This window comes from Acinetobacter sp. WU_MDCI_Abxb74 (assembly GCF_025513915.1).
Classification (GTDB): domain Bacteria; phylum Pseudomonadota; class Gammaproteobacteria; order Pseudomonadales; family Moraxellaceae; genus Acinetobacter; species Acinetobacter calcoaceticus_C.
Map to the genome: position 1 here is coordinate 64,552 of NZ_JAHPRP010000008.1, position 16,283 is coordinate 80,834.

The window sequence follows — 16,283 nt, forward strand, 5'->3', positions numbered from 1 at the left end:
CTTATTACTTATAAACAGTAAGACTCTGTCGTGTTGGTCTAATTTGATAAATGGATGACCAAAAGGAAACCATCATGCGAATATTTTCTCCTCAAGCAGTGATTGAACGTTTACAGAATATTGTAGGGCGCTCGCATGTTCTGACCGATGATCAAAGCACACGTCAATACCGCCAAGGTCGTCGTTTTGGTGAGGGGAAAGTGCTGGCTGTGGTGGTGCCGGGAACATTGCTAGAGCAATGGCAGGTGTTACAAGCTGCAATTGATGCAGATTGTGTGGTGATTATGCAGGCGGCGAATACGGGACTCACTGGTGGTTCAACCCCATATGGCGATGATTATGACCGTCCTGTTTTGGTCATGAGCACACGCCGTTTAAAGGGTATTCAAGTTATTCATGACGGTAAGCAAGTCATTTGTTTACCGGGTGCGACTTTAGATAATCTAGAGCAAATTTTAAAAGGCTATGACCGTGAACCGCATTCGGTGATTGGTTCATCTTGTATTGGCGCATCAGTACTCGGTGGTGTGTGTAACAACTCTGGCGGCGCATTGGTACGTCGTGGTCCTGCGTATACGGAACTGGCGCTCTATGCTCAGGTTAACGCTGCTGGTCAATTAGAACTGGTGAACCATTTGGGTGTGAATTTAGGCTCAACACCCGAAGAAATTTTGACCCGATTAGAGAAACAACAATACCAAGCTGTAGATGTTTTAGATGATGGTGAAAAGCAGGCCTCGGACCATCGTTATGCACATGATGTGACTCAAGTCGATGAAGATTCACCAGCACGTTTTAATGCTGACCCATCACGTTTGTTTGAAGCATCTGGTTCGGCGGGTAAAGTCTGTGTGTTTGCGGTACGCCTTGATACTTATGAAAAAGTAGAGAGCAATGTTTTTTATATTGGTAGTAATAATGCAGATGATTTAACAGCTATTCGCCGTTATTTACTGACCTCACTGCCAAGCTTACCAATTGCAGGCGAATATATTCACCGCGATGCTTATCTGATTGGTGAAAAGTACGGAAAAGACACCTTTTTGTTCATTGAGAAATTCGGTACAGCCAATGTTCCAAAAGCCTTCGCCATGAAAGATAAAGTTGATGGCTTTTTAGAAAAATTTAAAATTAAAGGCTTAACTGATCATGTTTTACAGGCCATTACTTTCTTTTTACCAAGCCATTTGCCTAAGCGTATGACGGAATATCGAGACCGTTATGAGCATCATTTAGTCTTACGCGTTGAAAATAATTCGAAAACACAGACTGAGCAATTTTTTAAAGAATATTTTGCAGTGCATCCGTCAGGTAGCTATTTCGTATGTAGCGAAGAGGAAGGGCGAAAGGCTTTCTTACACCGCTTTGCAATTGCGGGAGCTGCAATTCGTTATCGCGATACACACCGTAGTGAAGTTGAAGATATTGTCGCGCTGGATATTGCGTTACGTCGTAATGACCGTGAATGGGTAGAGCAACTGCCAGCCGAGATGGAAAAGAACATCCTCCATAAACTCTATTATGGACATTTCTTTTGTCATGTTTTCCATCAGGACTATATTCTCAAAAAGGGTAATGATCCATTAGAAATGGAACACCAAATGTGGAAACTGCTTGATGCACGCCGTGCTGAGTACCCAGCAGAGCATAATGTTGGGCATCTTTACATTGCTAAACCTGCTTTAGCGAACTTTTACCAAAAACTCGACCCAACCAATAGCTTTAATGTGGGTATTGGACACACATCAAAACTGAAGTATTGGAGCAAAAGGAAATTCTAATATCGATATATAAAAAAAGACGCCGAAGCGCCTTTTCTTTTAAAGCTGTTTTATGCTGCTGCTGTTGATTTAGCAAGCACTTCAGCAACTGCTTTTGCAACGGTGTAAACATTGTTCATGTTTAAACCTGCCACACAAATACGACCACTACGTACTAAGTAGATTGCATATTCTTCACGCAAGATATCAACTTGCTCAGCAGTTAAACCTGTGTAGCTAAACATACCTTTTTGGTTTACAAGGTAGCTAAAGTCAAGCTCTGGTAATGCTTTAGTGAGTTCGTCTTTTAAGATGCTACGCATTTTGATAATACGCTCACGCATCTCTTTCACTTCACCTTGCCATTGTTGGTTAAGTTCAGCGTCATTTAACACTTCATCAACTAACCAAGCACCTGTTGTAGGAGGGCTAGAATAAATACGGCGTACAGTCGCTTTTAACTGACCGAATGTGCACTGAGCAGCTTCTGCATCGTCACATACGAAAGTTAAGCCGCCAACACGCTCGCCATATAAAGAGAAGATTTTAGAGAACGAGTTGCTCACAATGAAGTTTAAACCCGCTTGGTCTAAAGCACGGATAGCATACGCATCTTCTTCCATACCATCGCCAAAACCTTGGTAAGCGATGTCTAGGAATGGAATAAGGTTACGATCTTTTAATACCGCTATCACTTGATCCCATTGCGCTGGGTTTAGGTCAGCACCCGTTGGGTTGTGGCAGCATGGGTGCAACAACACAATGCTTTGCTCAGACAACGTTTTAAGCGTAGACAACATGCCGTCAAAATCTACACCACGAGTTTCGTTATCGAAATATGGGTAGAAATGAGTCTTAATGCCAGCGCCATTAAAAATTGCAACGTGGTTATCCCAAGTTGGTTGGCTTACCCAAACGTCTGAATTTGGGAAATAGGTTTTTAAGAAGTCAGCACCAACTTTCAATGCACCTGAACCACCAAGCGTTTGGATGGTTACAGCACGGCCAGCTTTAACTGCTGGGCTGTTTGCACCAAATAAAAGTGCTTGAATTGCTTCACGGTAAGGTTTGAAGCCTTCCATTGGCAAATAAAGTTTAGTCTTACCGTTCTTAGGCTCAATACGCTTTTGCGCCTCGATAATGGTCTCTAACTGAGGAACAATACTGTCTTCGTTATAGTAAAGACCAATACTCAAGTTTACTTTTTCAGAACGAGTATCAGCATTGAACTGTTCCATTAAAGATAAAATTGGGTCGCCTGCGTATGGGGGGATATGTTGAAACATCAAAAAAGTCCTTTCATTCAACAATATGCATAGAGTTAAGCTTTTTCTGTCTCGAAAAATGCATTACTTCTATGTCGATGCTCAATAATGTATCAATAAAGCTACCGTGAAGCACCTGATAATTTCATTAATATTGATATTTTCTGGCAAATAAATAATAAAAACGGATTAAATGAAATTACGGTAAATAGATACTAATTTATCCATAAAAATCGTATTCAATCGGATTGTCTACAATCTTGCTGTCATACATGGGTTGTAGACTAAAGTTTGAAGGGACAAATATCTCTATTTAATCTAGATATAAATCTCTTCCGTATTTATGAAAATATGTAAATAACCATTTGTTTTATAAGTATTAACAAGGAGAAGTGAGATAATCTGAATTTATGGCAAATAAAGTACTTTATTGAGCACAATTGACCTAGTGCGTTCTCTAAAGTGTCAACAATCACCTTGATTTTTTTCAGTCATAACGCTATAAAAGCCATAATTGATTAAAAATTGTCGACAATATGCAAGATTTGACCTTCGCACCAGAGCCTCTACAAAGTCAGGGTAGAACACTGACCGAGAATGTATTTAAACAAATACAGACGGCTATTGTTTTGGGTCAAATTCCGGCAGGTAGCAAAATATCTGAACCTGAACTGGCACGGACTTATGGCATTAGCCGTGGACCTTTGCGTGAAGCAATTCATCGTCTTGAAGGTCAAAAATTAGTTGAGCGCACTGCACATGTGGGTGCGCGTGTGGTTTCGCTATCGCTGCAACAGTTTAAAGAGCTTTACCAGATTCGTGCGTCTTTAGAAGGTTTGGCTTGTAAACTTGCTGCACAGCATATTGATAAAAAGCAAATTTTGGCGCTACGCGATGTATTGCGTATGCATGCTGAAGATGAAAATTTTAAAGCAGGTAAAGGATATTACTTGCAAGAAGGGCAGGACGATTTTCACTACTGCATTATTAAAAGTAGTGGCAATAAAACCCTAGAAAAAATGTTGTGTGATGAGCTTTATCACCTCATCCGTATGTACCGAATTCAGTTTTCAAACACACCCGATCGTCCGAGCAAAGCTTGGGACGAACATATCCGTATTTTAGATGCAATTGCAGAAGGCGATGGTGAACTTGCCGAGCTGCTCATGCATCGACATATTAATGCTTCTTACAAAATTATTGAGCAAACACTGCTACAAGCACAAGGAGAACATAACAATGGCTAAACAATCCGCAGGTCAGCTATTTCGCGAAGCCGTAGCCCAAGAAAAGCCATTACAAGTGGTTGGAACTATTAATGCCAATCATGCACTTTTGGCAAAACGTGCAGGTTATAAAGCGATTTACTTATCAGGTGGTGGTGTAGCAGCTGGTTCTTTAGGCTTGCCTGATTTAGGAATCAGTAACCTTGACGATGTGTTGACAGATGTACGCCGTATTACCGATGTATGCGATCTTCCATTATTGGTCGATGCGGACACAGGTTTTGGTGCTTCTGCATTTAACATTGCGCGTACCACAAAAGCACTCATCAAGTTTGGTGCTGCGGCAATGCATATTGAAGACCAAGTGGGCGCAAAACGTTGTGGTCACCGTCCGAACAAAGCCATTGTGACTCAAGAAGAAATGGTTGACCGTATTAAAGCTGCGGTTGATGCGCGTGGTGATGACAGCTTCGTGATTATGGCCCGTACTGATGCATTGGCTGTAGATGGTTTACAAGCTGCAATTGACCGTGCGGGTGCTTACATTGAAGCTGGTGCTGACATGTTGTTCCCTGAAGCAATTACCGAGCTTGATATGTATAAGCAATTTGCTCAAACAACTGGCGCACCAATTTTGGCAAACATTACCGAGTTTGGTTCTACACCACTGTTTACCACTGAAGAGTTAGCATCTGCAGATGTAAGCCTTGCACTTTATCCACTTTCTGCTTTCCGTGCTATGAACAAAGCTGCCGAAACTGTGTATGAAACCTTGCGTAAAGAAGGCACGCAAAAGAACGTGGTTGATATTATGCAAACGCGTAAAGAGTTATATGAACGCATTAATTACTATGCGTTTGAAGACTACTTAGACAACGCATTTGCTAAAAAGAAATAAGAAGTGAAAACGGTACGAATCCGTCGTGTTTAATAAATAAATTCAGATAGATAGGAAAGGACAATCTTATGAGCTCAAATGAAACAACAACAGGCTTCAAACCAAAAAAATCAGTTGCACTGAGTGGACAAGTTGCAGGCAACACAGCACTTTGTACCGTAGGACGTAGCGGTAACGACTTGCACTATCGTGGCTATGACATTCTTGACCTTGCAGCCGGCAGCCAGTTTGAAGAAGTTGCTCACTTGCTCGTACATGGCAAATTACCAAACAAAGCTGAACTCAAAGCGTATAAAGCAAAATTAAAAGCACTACGTGGCTTACCAGCAGCACTTAAAACTGCACTTGAACAATTACCACCATCTGCACACCCAATGGATGTGATGCGCACAGGTGTTTCAGTTCTAGGGTGTTTAACGCCAGAACACGAAGACCACAACGAAGCTGGCGCAAAAGACATTGCCGACAAATTAATGGCAAGTCTAGGTTCAATGTTGTTGTATTGGTATCACTTCAGCAACAACGGTCGTCGCATTGAAGTTGAAACGGATGACGACTCAATTGCAGCGCATTTCTTGCACTTACTTCATGGTGAAAAACCATCTGAAGAATGGATTCAAGCAATGCATACATCACTCATTTTGTATGCTGAACACGAGTTCAACGCATCTACATTTACGTCACGTGTGGTTGCAGGTACAGGTTCTGACATGTACTCGGCAATTACAGGTGGTATTGGTGCACTTCGCGGACCTAAACACGGTGGTGCAAACGAAGTTGCATTCGTAATTCAACAACGTTACGACAACGCAGACGAAGCAGAAGCTGATATTCGTAAACGTGTTGAAAATAAAGAAGTGGTGATCGGTTTTGGTCACCCTGTATATACAGTTTCTGACCCACGTAACGAAGTGATCAAGAAAGTTGCGCATGAGTTGGCACAAGCACAAGAGAACATCAAAATGTACTTAATCGCTGAGCGTTTAGAAGCAGTGATGAAAGAAGTGAAAAACATGTTCCCGAACCTCGACTGGTTCAGTGCGGTGAGCTATCACTTAATGGGTGTTCCAACTGCCATGTTCACTCCATTGTTCGTGATTGCACGTACAGCAGGTTGGTCAGCTCACGTGATTGAACAACGCCAAGACGGCAAAATCATTCGTCCAAGCGCGAACTACACAGGCCCTGAAAACCTCGAATTTAAACCATTGGCGGAGCGTGGTTAATGAACACAAAATACCGTAAACCGCTGGCAGGTACCCAGCTTGAATATTTCGACGTGCGTCAAGCCGTTGAAGATATTCAGCCAGGCGCATACGAAAAACTGCCTTACACCTCTAAAGTACTCGCGGAACAATTGGTACGCCGTGCTGATGCCGAGAACTTAACTGCTTATTTAACGCAGTTAATTGAAGGCCGTCAGGACTTGGATTTCCCTTGGTACCCTGCGCGTGTCGTGTGTCATGACATCTTAGGTCAAACTGCATTGGTTGACCTTGCAGGTTTGCGTGATGCAATTGCCGACAAAGGTGGCGACCCATCTAAAGTCAATCCAGTTGTGCCAACACAACTGATTGTCGACCACTCTTTAGCAGTGGAATATGGCGGTGCTGACCCAGACGCTTTTGAAAAAAACCGTGCTGTTGAAGACCGTCGTAACGAAGACCGTTTCCACTTTATTGAGTGGACTAAAACAGCATTTAAAAATGTCGATGTGATCCCTGCGGGGAACGGCATCATGCACCAGATTAACCTAGAGAAAATGTCTCCGGTGATTCAGGCGCGTGATGGCGTGGCATATCCAGACACTTGCGTGGGTACAGATTCACACACTCCACATACAGATGCTTTGGGCGTAATTTCTATAGGTGTAGGTGGTCTAGAAGCTGAAAACGTAATGTTAGGCCGTGCATCTTGGATGCGTCTGCCAGACATTATTGGTGTTGAGTTTGTAGGACAGCGTCAGGCAGGCATTACTGCAACAGATATCGTACTTGCTCTAACTGAATTCTTGCGTAAAGAACGTGTGGTTGGTGCATACCTTGAGTTCTTTGGTGAAGGCGCTGATAGCATGTCTGTGGGCGACCGTGCAACCATTTCGAACATGACACCAGAGTACGGTGCTACGGCTGCGATGTTCTACATCGACCAAAATACGCTTGACTACTTACGCCTCACAGGTCGTGAAGATGCTCAAGTGGCGTTGGTTGAACAGTACGCAAAAGAAATTGGCCTTTGGGCAACTGACATGACCAAAGCAGAGTACCCACGCGTACTACGTTTTGATCTATCAAAAGTAACACGTAACATTGCTGGTCCATCAAACCCACATGCACGTGTTTCAACTGCGGACCTAAAAGAAAAAGGTATTGCAGGTGTTGTTGAAAACCGTTCTGACGGCTTAATGCCAGATGGTGCAATCATTATTGCTGCAATTACTTCGTGTACTAACACTTCTAACCCTCGTAACACCGTGGCGGCAGGTTTGTTGGCACGTAAAGCAAATGAGCTAGGTTTAGTCCGTAAACCTTGGGTGAAATCATCATTTGCACCGGGTTCAAAAGCGGCTGCACTTTACCTTGAAGAAGCGGGTGTTCTAAAAGACTTAGAACAACTTGGTTTTGGTATTGTGGCTTACGCTTGTACGACGTGTAACGGTATGTCGGGTGCGTTAGATCCAGTCATTCAACAAGAAATTATTGACCGTGACTTGTACGCAACAGCAGTACTGTCTGGTAACCGTAACTTCGATGGTCGTATCCATCCATATGCAAAACAAGCGTTCTTGGCATCTCCACCGCTTGTTGTAGCGTATGCAATCGCGGGTACGATTCGTTTTGACATCGAAAAAGACGCATTGGGTCATGATAAAGAAGGTAACCCAATTTACCTGAAAGACATTTGGCCATCTGATGCTGAAATTGATGCGTTAGTTAAAGAAGCTGTGAAGCCTGAACAGTTCCGTAAAGTCTACATTCCAATGTTTGACTTAGGCGTAACCGTAGAGGCCGAAAGTCCGCTTTATGACTGGCGTCCACAAAGTACTTACATTCGCCGTCCGCCATATTGGGAAGGGGCGTTGGCTGCACCACGTACTTTAGCGAACATGCGTCCGCTTGCCATTTTGGGTGACAACATCACCACCGACCATTTGTCGCCTTCAAACGCGATTTTGATGGACTCGGCTGCGGGTGAATATCTTCATAAAATGGGTCTACCAGAAGAAGACTTCAATTCATATGCAACGCACCGTGGTGACCATTTGACTGCACAACGTGCAACATTTGCTAACCCGAAACTGTATAACGAAATGGTGGTCCGTTCAGACGGTACCATTAAGCAAGGTTCAAAAGCGCGTGTAGAGCCAGAAGGCGAAGTGATGCGTATGTGGGAAGCAATTGAAACCTACATGAACCGTAAGCAGCCATTAATTATTGTTGCGGGTGCTGACTACGGTCAGGGCTCGAGCCGTGACTGGGCTGCGAAAGGTGTACGCCTTGCAGGTGTTGAAGCGATTGTGGCAGAAGGTTTTGAGCGTATTCACCGTACTAACTTGGTGGGTATGGGCGTGTTACCACTTGAGTTTAAATCAGGTGTAAACCGCAAGACTTTAAAACTAGATGGTACTGAGCTTTATAGCGTGATTGGTAATATCGCGCCGCGTTCGACTTTAACTTTAGTGATTGAACGTGCCACAGCGGATGGTAAAGAAGAGATTCTTGAAGTGCCTGTGACTTGCCGTTTAGATACAGAAGAAGAAGTTTCTGTATATGAAGCGGGCGGTGTATTGCAGCGTTTTGCACAAGACTTTTTAGAAGGCCAAGTGGCTTAATATTGAGTTAAGAATAATTGATGTAGTTTTAAAAGCCCCGCTTTAGAGTGGGGTTTTTATTTATTTACACATAGCTAATTAATTATAAAAAATGGCTGTATATATTATATTTTTAAAAATTATTTTATTTTTTTTTCATCAATTTCTCTTTAACTTACATTAAGATACGCGGCGCTTAGACTTAAATATAAATCACAATAGATTTCTTGGAAAATATCAATGCGTAACTTATTAATTATTTCAATTTGCTCACTTATATTAACTGCTTGTGGGACGATGCCTTATGTCAGTACAGAATATCCTCTACGCGCAGGCTTAATTCAACCCGTGAAGGTCATTGGCAAGGCTGATGTGACCAATGCTCAAACTTCAGATGAACGAGTGATTGTATATTCTTATATGGGCACAAAACTGGACTCTAGCATCAAGTCTATTACAGAAACGATGGTACAACAGACTCAAAAGGAACTATTGAAAAATGGTCAACCTGTTGATGGTAATGGATCGAAATCGATTGCGATTAAAGTAAATTCATTACGTAGTACCTACACGAATCTACTTTTCTGGCGCAGTAAAATTAAATTCGAGGTAACTTTAGGAAATGGACAAACTATTCCATTTACCGTTCCTCATACGAGTGGTGTGTTAGTACAAGATTTAAATGGATGTATTGCAGAAGGGGTAATGACTTTACTCAATGATGCACGTGTAAGAAGCTATTTAGCAGAAAAATAAGAATATAAAAAAAGCCCGACATCCTGTCGGGCTTTTTCGTATTTGGTTGCTAGATATGACTCCTGTCGTATCTCACGCTCCTAGTGCATGAACCTATTATTGTTGTTTTATGTTCCGGAACATCCTGTTTCTGTATGAACTCATCATAGGAAAAAAGCGGGAAGTCGCCAATCCGCAAAATCCCTAAAAGTTTGTAGGTTAAAGCGTAAAAAATGAAATTGCGTAAGACTTTTTGAAGGCCAAGTGGCTTGATTAATTAGTAAATAAATCGATTGCTTTTTGTACAATAAAGCCATAATTTAAATATGGCTTTATTTTTTTATGGGGTAACTAATGTTTTTTATTTTAAATGGCAATCGACAAGCTAATGGTGATTATGAGGTACATAATAAATCGCAGGGGTGTCATTATATGCCATTAGCAAATAATCAGATTCCACTTGGAGAATTTCCATCCTGTCGAGAAGCTGTTGCTTATGCAAAGTTAAAATACAATATCGCTAGAATTAATGGATGCGCTTATTGTTGTGCTCCTTGCCATACTTCCTAAGTTAAAGTTATTGATTCTGTTTAAAAAAGAGCCTACTTTAGAGTAGGTTTCTTTGTTTTGTCAGAGGCTTTTATGAGGTTTAAAGATAGAAATTTAAGAGGTATTGCAGAGTGTATTGTGGGTGACCAGCAATATTTCCCTTATAGAAGTAGCTTTTATATTTCAGAGTTTTTTGATGAGTGTGATTTACCGTATGTACATGATGGTAGTACTAGATGGTGGTGGACAGCAGAAAGATTAAAGGAATTATTGGAAGAGCCTTGTGCAAAAGACTATTTACCTGAGAAATTTATTAATCTGCTTAGGGTATTAATGTATAAGTCTGATGCAACAGAAGATGATCCTGAAAGAATAAATGCATTAATTGAATTGAATAAACCATTAAGTCGAGAAGGATTTGAAGCTTTTTATGGAAACGATAATATTTTATATTTAAAAAATATAAGAACCAATAATTTAATAAAACCAAATGAAAATCCACATAGACCATTCACTGAAGATGAGCTAAAGAAAAGAGAATTACTTATAAACTTTTTAGAAAGATGTTCAGAAGATGAGTTAATTGAAAAAATTTTATTACCTTTATTTAGAATATTAGGTTTTCAAAGAATTACCGTAGCTGGGCATAAAGATAAAGCTCTAGAGTATGGTAAAGACATTTGGATGAAGTTCATGCTGCCAACACAGCATATTATTTATTTTGGAATACAGGTTAAGAAAGGAAAATTAGACTCTTCTGGAATGACTAAAACAGGAAATCATAATATTGCTGAAATCTATAATCAAACTACAATGATGTTAGGGCATGAGATTTTTGATCCTGAAACAAATAAAAGAGTTTTAGTTGATCATGCTTATATCATTGCAGGTGGAGAAATTACTAAAGCAGCAAGAAATTGGTTGGGAAATAAACTTGATGCTAATAAAAGAAGTCAAATAATCTTTATGGATAAAGAAGATATTCTAAATTTATTTACGGTTAACTTAATTGAAGTTCCACAGTTATCTTAAATCATATAAAAAAAGCCCGACATCCTGTCGGGCTTTTTCGTATTTGGTTGCTAGATATGACTCCTGTCGTATCTCACGCTCCTAGTGCATGAACCTATTATTGTTGTTTTGTGTTCCGGAACATCCTGTTCCTGTATGAACTCATCATAGGAAAAAAGTAGAGTATCGCCAATCCGCAAAATCCCTAAAAGTTTGTAAGATAAATCGTACAAATAACATTTTTTGCATTTATGCCATCATCATAGGGCGAAATGGACAATTGACAATCACTCTAACTGGGTTATATTCCTGTTTAATATCTATACGATTATAGGAACGCAATCATGGTAACAGCTGGCGAAAAACCCGGAACAGGCTTCTATTTCTGCGCTCAATGTGGCCAGAGAGTGTTTTTAGAAATTAATACAGATCGTTTACCGCCGTGCACTAAATGCTATTGCACTGAGTTTAAACGTTAAGAATAAAATAATATTTGCGTTCGCATTTAACAAAAAGCCCTGTCACCCGATGGGGCTTTTTGTTAGTTTAAAATAAGACTTACATAACAAGACCCGTGATGGGCATGAAAAGGAAACCTTATGGAAACAATATTGGGTTTATGTATTGGCGTGGGTTTGAGCGCTGCCTGCGGTTTTCGCGTGTTTGTGCCGCTATTGGTCATGAGTATTGCAACCATGATGGGATGGTTTGAGCCATCAAAAGGTTTTGAGTGGTTAGCTATGCCATCGGTTTGCTTGGCTTTAGCTATGGCAACAGTCTGTGAAGTTGCGGCTTACTATATTCCATGGGTCGATAATGCCTTAGACACAGTCGCGACACCTGCGGCCATGATCGCGGGTACATTAGCGACAATGGCAGTGAGTAGTGGTGAAATGTCACAGTTCGCGGGTTGGGCGGCAGCGATTATTGTGGGCGGTGGTACGGCAGGTGTGGTGCAAATGAGTACAGTCGCTGCACGCGGTGTTTCAACTGCAACCACAGGTGGCTTAGGGAATTTTGTTGTTGCTACAGGGGAGTGGATTGGAGCAATCTTACTTTCGGTTTCAGCTTTGCTAGTTCCTGCGCTTGTTGCGATTGTGGTGGTTATTGCTGTTATTTGGGCAATACGTTGGATACGTCATAAAAAGCAAGAACAGGTGCATAGCCCGCTATAGGTTAGCTTCCTCATAATTTTTAAATGACAATAAAAAAAGCCCAACATCCTGTTGGGCTTTTTCGTATTTGGTTGCTAGATATGACTCCTGTCGTATCTCACGCTCCTAGTGCATGAACCTATTATTATTGTTTTGTGTTCCGGAACATCCTGTTCCTGTATGAACCCATCATAGGAAAAAAGCGGGAAGTCGCCAATCCGCAAAATCCCTAAAAGTTTGTAGGTTAAAACGTACATTGAGAAATAATTTAACTTTTCAAAGTGAATATGAATAATAGCCACCTTGTTACTTCAAGAAAAAAATCAAATGCGTATTAGAAAATCTTCAAGACTATTAGTGATTAATGAAAATCATCAAATTTTATTATTTCAATTTACTCATACAAATGATGCTTTGGCTGGTCAATCATATTGGGCAACCGTAGGCGGAGGGCTTGAAGAAGGGGAAACCTTCGAGCAAGCAGCTTGCCGAGAGCTTTATGAAGAGTTAGGTGTAGTAAGAAGCGAAGTGGGCACTCATGTCGCAACTCGCAATTTTGAAATGATGCTACCGAGTGCAGAAGTTGTGATTTCTGATGAAAGGCTCTTTATTGTTTTTATTAAAAATGAAGAAGTGAATACAGCAAACTGGTCAGAACATGAGAAGCTTGTGATTAGCAAAAGTCATTGGTGGACATTTGATGAATTAAGTCAAACAGAAGAGATTGTTTATCCAAACAACATTCCTAATATTCTTTTAGATAGCTTGCCTGAGATTTTTAAACTCTAAAATTATTCTTAATATTCAGATATAAAAAAAGCCCGACATCCTGTCGAGCTTTTTCGTATTTGGTTGCTAGATATGACTCCTGTCGTATCTCACGCTCCTAGTGCATGAACCTATTATTGTTGTTTTGTGTTCCGGAACATCCTGTTCCTGTATGAACCTATCATAGGAAAAAAGCAGAGTGTCGCCAATCCGCAAAATCCCTAAAAGTTTGTAGGTTAAAACGTACAAGGCATTTTAGATGGTATGTGTAAGTTTAAGCGTTTAGGCAATTAATAATGTATTTGCACTCTAGTTAAGTTCTATAATATGTACTTAAATTTAAAGAAGAAAATGATCATGTGCTTAATAGAAAAAGTGGTTCCTTTGGTATTTAGGGAAATAAATAATAACTTGGAAATTTTAGTATTTAGACATCCATTAGCTGGAATTCAAATCGTTAAAGGTACTGTGGAACACCAAGAACAGTTAGAACATGCAGCTTTGCGCGAGCTTTATGAAGAATCTGGAATAAAGAGTGCTCAAATTCAATCATACCTAGGCAAACATATTCCTTCAGAGGCAGGGCCTGATTGGCATGTTTTTGTGTGTAGTACAGATGAGGCTTTACATGACACGTGGTCACATTTTTGTGAAGACGATAATGGATTAACTTTCGATTTTTTCTGGCACTCTTTTTTGAGTCCTCCAACAGAAGAATGGCATCCTCTTTTTAAAGAATTATTTAAATTTATTAAATCTAAATACAAGCTCAACTAACCAGACAACTTTAGGCCTCTGTGCCACAACAGACTTTAATCTTTTGCGCTGATTTAAAGTAAGAAACCATTGCAACACAGAGATAAAGGAGCTAAGCCAAACGCTTAGCCCACCCGACAGGCAAATTTTTTCAAACTCCTGCTGAGTGTGGAGGTTGCAACCCGAAATACCCAAACTACCTAGAACGAAACTTAAAGCCAAAATAGATTTATAAATTGTCATATTATTCTCATAATGATTTATATCTATGAGTGGAACAAAAATATAATTGGTTTTAATGTTTAAAATAATTTTTAGACAATAATTAATCCTCCCATAAATACAGGAAAATAAAATAATTTAAGTTTTAAAATAAAAAATACTTTATAAATTTAAAAAATTAGGCAATAGAAAACCCAAATTTTAAATAAATAAAATGATTAAATTGGAGAGGGAATAAGTTTGAAAAGTATCATGGTCAACTCCTTAAAAAATGGAGTCCTACCACCAGATCACCGTCAATTGATTATGGTGGTAGAACGAAAGGGGGTTGACAGACTGGGATCCATGGAACCAGCACGCACGGGGCGTCCCCCATCCGTCCTACCGCAAAGAAAGGGGACGCAAGGGTCTAACGACTTATAGATTGTACTATAACCCGCCGTGGATCAACGGTCTGTCAAAACCGACTGGCAATGTAGGCCAGCAACGAGATAATAATCGGTGATTTTAATTACGTCAATTTAATATTTAAAATATTTTTGATTTAATAATAAATCTAAATATATTCTTAAAATAATAAAATTAATGTTTATGTTTAATTAGAAAAAATAAATAATAAAATAAAATTTCATAGGTGTGGTAAATCATAATTAATTTGGTTTATATTTGATGCAGACAAATATAAAAGTAATAAAATTATGAAAAAGCTTTTGGTTTTAGTCATGGCTATCTTAAGTTCACAAGTTGGTTGTGCCCAAAAAACTGAGAATAAAACAGAAATGAGTATTCAAAATTCAAACTCTATTGTTATTCAACAATTAGAAAAGTTTAAAGCTCAAGATCATTTTGCTGGAGATGGACAACTATATACAGGGGTTCAAAATCCTGCGTTACGTATGAGTTTGAATCAAAAAGTGGCTGATGCTGCACAAGCTTTTATTGCACTCTATCAACAAAAGAATGAACCAACTAAGGCAGAACTTTTACATGTTCTTGCTCATGGAATCAGCCAAATCGATCCTGATACGCTTGATACAGAAGATCGAGAACAAGTGGCAACTACATTTGAAAGTTTTCTCGATATTGTAGGTCTAGAAAGTTCGGAAGGTATTTTAAATAAATGGCTATATGGTGAAGAAATTAGTGAGTTATTAGAGTTAGATAAACATTAAGTTTTGATTCTTTATTCTAAACCTTTAAGCATTTCTTTGGCATCTACATCGCCTGTATTGGCAGCTTGTTGGAACCATTTCTTTGCCAGTTGTAGGTTTTTCGGCGTGCCTTCACCATTTAAATACATTTGGGCCAAGTTGTACTGGGCATCGCTTTCATTGTGCTCAGCCGCTTTGGTGTACCACTTCAGTGCTTGCTCATCACTTTGGGTGACGCCGTGACCTTTTTTATATAGCTGAGCTAAATTATATTCCGCGGGTGGATAGCCTTGCTCGGCAGCACGACTAAACCATTCAAACGCCTGCATATAATTTTGCGCAGTTCCTTCACCTTTGTCGTATAACACCCCTAAGTTATATTGCGCTTTAGCATGACCCTTGGCCGCAGCCTTAGTAAAATAATCAAAAGCGCGCTTGGCATCTTTTTCAACACCCGTGCCTGTGTAATACATCATGCCTAAACTATATTTTGCGCCCACACTTCCATTTTGGTCAGCCGCAGTTAGCCATTTAAAAGCTTGCTCATAGTTTTTAACAACGCCTTGTTCGCCGCTTAAAAGCATCATACCAAGATGATATTGAGCCACAGGTTGCCCTTGTTCCGCACGATATTGAATATCGGCAACACTCGGTTCAGCAAATGCTGAAGAATGAAGTGAGAAAATCACCGTAAATATATAAAAAGCAGACTTTTTTATTTTCATATCTCATCCTGAATTTTATTAATTTGAAAAATTATTTTCTTTAATATCTATTTGAATATAAAAGAAAAATATTAAATATATCTGGGTGGTTTATATCACTTTAAAATGATCTGATCTTACAATTTAAATATCTATTTAATAAGAAGTTAACCTAAAACAGTATATTTAGACCAGTTACATTTTGAAAATGAGTATAGATAGACAGGTTAGTCTTTTTTTAATTAAAATGCGGCCTAAATATAAGTTTGATTG

At 39.7% G+C, this 16,283-nt stretch carries 13 protein-coding genes and 2 pseudogenes; 12 read left to right on the forward strand and 3 right to left on the reverse strand.

The window, feature by feature from the left end:
• Positions 1–74 precede the first annotated feature (74 nt).
• Positions 75–1,781, forward strand: a complete 1,707-nt coding sequence (gene dld / locus KTH84_RS13785) for a D-lactate dehydrogenase (protein WP_262473637.1) — start codon at positions 75–77, stop codon at positions 1,779–1,781.
• Positions 1,782–1,831: 50 nt separating this feature from the next.
• Here dld and KTH84_RS13790 read toward each other — a convergent pair whose 3' ends face one another.
• The gene (locus tag KTH84_RS13790) at positions 1,832–3,046 is read right to left on the reverse strand and encodes an aromatic amino acid transaminase (RefSeq protein WP_133975978.1); all 1,215 of its coding nucleotides are present in this window, start codon (positions 3,044–3,046) and stop codon (positions 1,832–1,834) included.
• Positions 3,047–3,561: 515 nt separating this feature from the next.
• Between KTH84_RS13790 and KTH84_RS13795 the strand changes: the two genes are divergently transcribed.
• From KTH84_RS13795 to KTH84_RS13840, 10 genes and pseudogenes are all read left to right on the forward strand, one after another.
• A complete protein-coding gene (locus KTH84_RS13795; RefSeq protein WP_003655709.1) occupies positions 3,562–4,272 on the forward strand; it encodes a GntR family transcriptional regulator in 711 nt (236 codons plus the stop codon).
• On the forward strand, positions 4,265–5,149 hold the full coding sequence (gene prpB / locus KTH84_RS13800; RefSeq protein ID WP_042898382.1) for a methylisocitrate lyase: 885 nt from the start codon (positions 4,265–4,267) through the stop codon (positions 5,147–5,149). Before KTH84_RS13795 ends, prpB begins: the two co-directional genes overlap by 8 nt.
• A 68-nt stretch (positions 5,150–5,217) precedes the next feature.
• On the forward strand, positions 5,218–6,375 hold the full coding sequence (gene prpC, locus KTH84_RS13805) for a 2-methylcitrate synthase (protein ID WP_202743568.1): 1,158 nt from the start codon (positions 5,218–5,220) through the stop codon (positions 6,373–6,375).
• Complete coding sequence (gene acnD / locus KTH84_RS13810) at positions 6,375–8,981, forward strand: Fe/S-dependent 2-methylisocitrate dehydratase AcnD (protein ID WP_262473640.1); 2,607 nt, start codon at positions 6,375–6,377, stop codon at positions 8,979–8,981. Before prpC ends, acnD begins: the two co-directional genes overlap by 1 nt.
• A 219-nt stretch (positions 8,982–9,200) precedes the next feature.
• Entirely contained in the window at positions 9,201–9,716 is a 516-nt protein-coding gene (locus KTH84_RS13815) for a hypothetical protein (protein WP_078219965.1), read from the forward strand.
• 621 nt (positions 9,717–10,337) lie between these two features.
• Complete coding sequence (locus tag KTH84_RS13820; protein WP_262473743.1) at positions 10,338–11,276, forward strand: hypothetical protein; 939 nt, start codon at positions 10,338–10,340, stop codon at positions 11,274–11,276.
• Between the two features lie 323 nt (positions 11,277–11,599).
• Positions 11,600–11,734, forward strand: a complete 135-nt coding sequence (locus KTH84_RS13825; RefSeq protein ID WP_004640417.1) for a zinc ribbon-containing protein — start codon at positions 11,600–11,602, stop codon at positions 11,732–11,734.
• A gap of 120 nt (positions 11,735–11,854) precedes the next feature.
• Positions 11,855–12,430 carry a DUF4126 domain-containing protein gene (locus KTH84_RS13830; protein ID WP_262473642.1) on the forward strand — a complete coding sequence of 192 codons (576 nt, stop codon included), beginning with the start codon at positions 11,855–11,857 and terminating at the stop codon, positions 12,428–12,430.
• Between the two features lie 266 nt (positions 12,431–12,696).
• A pseudogene (locus KTH84_RS13835) lies at positions 12,697–13,198 on the forward strand (NUDIX hydrolase).
• A gap of 336 nt (positions 13,199–13,534) precedes the next feature.
• Positions 13,535–13,954 carry an NUDIX hydrolase gene (locus KTH84_RS13840; protein ID WP_262473646.1) on the forward strand — a complete coding sequence of 140 codons (420 nt, stop codon included), beginning with the start codon at positions 13,535–13,537 and terminating at the stop codon, positions 13,952–13,954.
• A gap of 102 nt (positions 13,955–14,056) precedes the next feature.
• Here KTH84_RS13840 and KTH84_RS19065 read toward each other — a convergent pair.
• A pseudogene (locus KTH84_RS19065) lies at positions 14,057–14,176 on the reverse strand (hypothetical protein); the annotation flags it as partial.
• A gap of 677 nt (positions 14,177–14,853) precedes the next feature.
• On the opposite strand from KTH84_RS19065, the gene KTH84_RS13845 reads away from it, so the two are divergent.
• On the forward strand, positions 14,854–15,327 hold the full coding sequence (locus tag KTH84_RS13845) for a DUF4844 domain-containing protein (protein ID WP_262473647.1): 474 nt from the start codon (positions 14,854–14,856) through the stop codon (positions 15,325–15,327).
• An 11-nt stretch (positions 15,328–15,338) separates the two neighbouring features.
• Here the strand turns inward: KTH84_RS13845 and KTH84_RS13850 are convergent, their stop codons facing one another.
• Entirely contained in the window at positions 15,339–16,031 is a 693-nt protein-coding gene (locus KTH84_RS13850; RefSeq protein WP_262473649.1) for a tetratricopeptide repeat protein, read from the reverse strand.
• Between the last annotated feature and the right edge of the window lie 252 nt (positions 16,032–16,283).

Bases quoted from the DNA above. Each gene is read 5' to 3' on its own strand.
- KTH84_RS13825 (WP_004640417.1), top strand. From the start codon at position 11,600: ATGGTAACAGCTGGCGAAAAACCCGGAACAGGCTTCTATTTCTGCGCT.
- prpC (WP_202743568.1), top strand. From the start codon at position 5,218: ATGAGCTCAAATGAAACAACAACAGGCTTCAAACCAAAAAAATCAGTT.
- KTH84_RS13795 (WP_003655709.1), top strand. From the start codon at position 3,562: ATGCAAGATTTGACCTTCGCACCAGAGCCTCTACAAAGTCAGGGTAGA.
- KTH84_RS13790 (WP_133975978.1), bottom strand. From the start codon at position 3,046: ATGTTTCAACATATCCCCCCATACGCAGGCGACCCAATTTTATCTTTA.
- KTH84_RS13850 (WP_262473649.1), bottom strand. From the start codon at position 16,031: ATGAAAATAAAAAAGTCTGCTTTTTATATATTTACGGTGATTTTCTCA.
- dld (WP_262473637.1), top strand. From the start codon at position 75: ATGCGAATATTTTCTCCTCAAGCAGTGATTGAACGTTTACAGAATATT.
- KTH84_RS13840 (WP_262473646.1), top strand. From the start codon at position 13,535: ATGTGCTTAATAGAAAAAGTGGTTCCTTTGGTATTTAGGGAAATAAAT.
- prpB (WP_042898382.1), top strand. From the start codon at position 4,265: ATGGCTAAACAATCCGCAGGTCAGCTATTTCGCGAAGCCGTAGCCCAA.
- KTH84_RS13815 (WP_078219965.1), top strand. From the start codon at position 9,201: ATGCGTAACTTATTAATTATTTCAATTTGCTCACTTATATTAACTGCT.
- KTH84_RS13820 (WP_262473743.1), top strand. From the start codon at position 10,338: ATGAGGTTTAAAGATAGAAATTTAAGAGGTATTGCAGAGTGTATTGTG.
- KTH84_RS13845 (WP_262473647.1), top strand. From the start codon at position 14,854: ATGAAAAAGCTTTTGGTTTTAGTCATGGCTATCTTAAGTTCACAAGTT.
- KTH84_RS13830 (WP_262473642.1), top strand. From the start codon at position 11,855: ATGGAAACAATATTGGGTTTATGTATTGGCGTGGGTTTGAGCGCTGCC.
- acnD (WP_262473640.1), top strand. From the start codon at position 6,375: ATGAACACAAAATACCGTAAACCGCTGGCAGGTACCCAGCTTGAATAT.